The following is a 4048-nucleotide window of genomic DNA, read 5'->3' on the forward strand; positions in this document are numbered from 1 at the left end:
TCTGCGTGGGAATGCATCAACGGACGCTCCGCGTTCGGCTCTGGAGGGGACGCGGAGCGTCCCGGGCTGCATTCCCACGCGGAGCGTGGGAACGATCATGTTCAGGCAGGGAGATCGAGGTTATCCAGCGCCCGATTCACCGCCAGCTCCCCCAGCATGATCAACTGCGCAATCCCCAACAACGCCCGACGCTGCGGCGCGGGCAACAGGTGGGAGACGTCCTGGGCGATGGTTTTGGCCGAGGCCAGGGTTTCGCTGGCGTCGGTCAGCAGTTCTTCGTTTTTGGTGTCGGCGGTGACCGCATATATGCCGCGGGTCTTGCGGGGCGGTGGCGTGGAGCCGGGTGGGCAGAGGTAATGATCGAGGGCGCGGTCGGCGGCTTGGTGAAGTTTTCTGGAATCGATGGATTCGTAGGGGGATGTGGGGTCGATGTCTGGCGGGTTGGGTGTGACTTTGAACATGGTGAATCTCCTGACCTGGTTAACCACCATCACCTGTCGCTAAACAAATAAAGGTGGCAGCTGCACGCAGGTTAGCGAACCGGGAGGAACAGGAACCCGGCAGGCCCGAAGGCCTCCCGCGCACAGCCGCCATAACATCAATTGCAGAACGAACACTCTGCAAAGACTTACGGTGCGCTGTTGCGCCTGTATCCAATTCGGGTCGCTAAACCCGATCACTGAACCTTTCAGCGACCAGCAAACGATAAAGACCCGACCACAGACGCACAAGCCGGCGGATTCTGGCGTAGCTGTAGGCAAAGGCGCAAGGTTGCGTAGCCTGAAAGAGTGTCTGTGGGTGTTGCTTAAACGGCGGCGTTTAAAGCGCCGACAACTCAAGCATCGCACTGTCCCAATGTAGGCCCTCAGGTGAATTATTTTTTTCTGAGCCGGCGCCGGGTTTAATCCCGAATATTCAGCGGCGCAGCCATGAACAGGTGAGGACGGATTCCATCGAACAAATGGATCCGTCCCTATTGTTCCTTACATTGGAACAAGGCAAAACCACAAACCAATCTCAGCGCCAATGGTGAGTAAATATATTTGAGACCAGTCCCTCGTCCGTTGCTTGTGCGTTCACAGTTTTCAAGTGCGTATAAATAGTAGGGTTTTCCCAAGTAGTTGAGTTAGGAAGAACTAGTGCCCCATACCCGCCGCCACCGACCGCGTGCACGTAGAGTTGCCTTGTATAAGGGCGCGGAGTACACGTACCGAAGTAGGTAACCGCAACCCTTTCCTGAACTGTTTCCCCTGGATAAATTGGTATACCGGAATATGTAGCTCTCGCATGGGTTATAACTGGCGGCCTCATTGGTGCGAGCGCTACGACTGTAACCATCCACACTGCCGATGGAGCTTCCGTTCCGTAAACTGCCTTAGCCGTGAAATCGTGGCGCGTTGGGCTCAACCCGGTGATTACTTGTGTCCAGATACCCGTCGTCGCATGGGCAATAGGTTGGCCCTTTTCGACTGTGCCATCTAGCACCTGCACCTTCTGGCCGTTTGCAGCCTTGCCGGTCAGTGTCACAGTGGTATCGCCGGTTGTGCCTCCGCTGGGTATATGGTCATTTCTCGGGGATGTAACCAGTGAAGTAATCGTGGGAATAACCATGGCCGCCACCGTCAGGATCCGCTCAGCCGATGTCTGCCCCGTGCCGTACAACGCTTTCACCGTAAAACTATGCTCCGCCACACTCAAGTCGGTCACGGTCAGTGTCCAGATGCCCGTTGCCAGATCGACAACGGGTCGTCCCTTGTCAGTTGTGCCATCCAGCACCTGCACTATCTGACCATTGCTTGCCTTGCCTGAAAGAATGACAGTAGTTGCAAAAGTAGAGCTGCCGTCTGGAATCTCGACATTGCCGGGTAAACCTTTGAGGGAAGCTATAGTGGGCTTCACATCCTCCACAGCAATAACTGCATAAGTGCGCACCGGAAAAACCACCGCCTCACTCTCAACCTTACTTCCCCCCAACCCAGCCTTGAATTGCAGGCTCAACGCACTGCCATGTTTAAGGTTGCGTAACTCCGCCAGCGCGATCCCCGCGCTGGCGAACTTGTCGCGGATCCAGTTCGCACTGGTGGCTGCCGGCGGTGTCCAGATCACTTTCCTGTACGGGCTACCGTCCGCGTTTGTTCCTGTTGCGGTCATCCATACCGGTTGGCCCAGCGCCATCAAGGGCCAGACGCCCATTCTGGACGTGGCGCTTGTCAGGCTGGAGACATCCAGTTCAGCACCTTCGCCGTTGTTGGCCGCTTGGATAATCGTTGGTTTGACCAGAACGCTTTGCGGCAGGCTCTGCACATTCAGCGTGAACGGCGGCGACGAGATGGTCTTGCCGCTGCGAATGACCGTGTAGCTCACCGTCACGGTTTTACCTAGGTTAAACGCCAGTACCGACACCGGCAGCGCGATCTCCTGCGCGCCGATCACCTGCACGGTTTTCGGCGGTGCAGTGTGCGAGCCGCCGGCCGCAGTGCCCGCTGCCCCCGCCCAAGTGGCCGTGATGATGTCACCGACTCTCAGAGCGGGGGAATTCACCACCGCCGTCAAACTGTTCAGCGCCGCCAGCGGATCGAGGCTGCTGCCCGACGCCTCCTTGATGCTCGGTGCCTTCAAGTCCGGCGCGGCCTCGCCCGTGACCTTGGCATTGGCTGTTGTGGAACTGCCGACCGGATCGCCGTTTGGCTTGCTCAGTTGATAACTCACGGCGACATCGCTGTTCGCCACAATCTTGTCGTTAGGCACTCTCAGGAAGCAGGTTTGCTTGACGCCAAACGGATCCCCTTCGACCGTCCCACTCACCGTCACCACAACATCTGGCTGCCCTGCGAGTTTCGCTGTGTAGGTGGCCTCTACTTTGTCGCCTACCTGAAAGCGATTATCTGAAGTCACCACAACCACCAGCAACGGCCCCCCCGCCAGTTTTCCCAGGTCAATGATGCTCGCGTCATCCCCCGGAAAATCTTCCATACGCTCCAACAGAATCGGCATCGGCAACCGCGTGCCATCCAGATCTTCGTCCACACTGTGCAGCGGCGACCAGGGCTCGTTGGTGTCCGGGCCGTTGCCGATCTGGTCGGTGACGGTGAAGCGAAAATCGAGTTTTTTGTCCAGGCGCTTGGCCTTGTCCAGATAAGCGCGGGTAACGGTGAAGCACACGGTGATCGGTACTTCCGAGCCAGGGTTCGGCGGTTGCGGGGCTTGACCGGCACCGACGTTGGCGTGCAGCAGTTCGCCGTTGCAACTGAGGGTGATGCGGTCATAAGCCCGGCAGTACGGATAGGACACGCACACTTGTGCACTGACGAAATCCGGGCCAACGCCATTCTTGATAGCGTCGGGCAACTGCAATTTGAGTTCGGAGTGGCCGCCGGGCACGTCCATCCTGTCTCTGAGACCGGGGCGGATGCGGTTGTAAACAATGGCCAGCACTACAGATTCAGCGATGTTCTGGCTGTTGCGTTCGATGGTGTAAAACAATTCGTTGATCCGATCCGGGTGCAATCGGCCCCGAGGGATGCGCAGCAAAATGGTCGCATTGGGATCGACAATGTCGACAAAACTCAGCAGCACTGACTCGCCTTTGAGCCATAGTTTGATTTCATCGCCCGGAATGAGCGTGCCTGACAGCGGCGGATCAACCTCGACATAAGCGCCAGCGCCATCCGTTACCAGATCGTAGGCCACGATTGGTACGCCGACATGTGCCCCCACCACAGGCTGAGTCTGACCACTGACCCTGGGCGGATACAGGACGAAAACACTGTTGTCAGAGGTGACGGATGCGGTCATGACGGCGCTCCTGCGCGGTGGAATTGGCAGGTTTGATCAGAGCGCGTTTTTGCGGATAGCGCACCTGTCAGGTTTGACAGGTGCGGGGTGATTTCTGACGAACGGTGAGGCAGCAGCCTTACGCAGTGATCGTCCCCACGCTCTGCGTGGGAATGCATCAACGGACGCTCCGCGTTCGGCTCTGGAGGGGACGCGGAGCGTCCCGGGCTGCATTCCCACGCGGAGCGTGGGAACGATCATGTTCAGGCAGGGA

General features: G+C 58.0%; 2 protein-coding genes. Both read right to left on the minus strand.

Features of this window, described 5'->3' with window-relative positions; genetic code table 11:
• Positions 1 to 101: 101 nt before the first annotated feature.
• Positions 102 to 461, minus strand: a complete 360-nt coding sequence (locus EJA71_RS01770) for a DUF6124 family protein (RefSeq protein ID WP_158953790.1) — start codon at positions 459 to 461, stop codon at positions 102 to 104.
• A gap of 556 nt (positions 462 to 1017) precedes the next feature.
• Complete coding sequence (locus EJA71_RS01775; RefSeq protein WP_158953792.1) at positions 1018 to 3795, minus strand: hypothetical protein; 2778 nt, start codon at positions 3793 to 3795, stop codon at positions 1018 to 1020.
• Between the last annotated feature and the right edge of the window lie 253 nt (positions 3796 to 4048).

The sequence above is a fragment of the Pseudomonas sp. PB106 genome, assembly GCF_009764645.1.
GTDB lineage: Bacteria > Pseudomonadota > Gammaproteobacteria > Pseudomonadales > Pseudomonadaceae > Aquipseudomonas.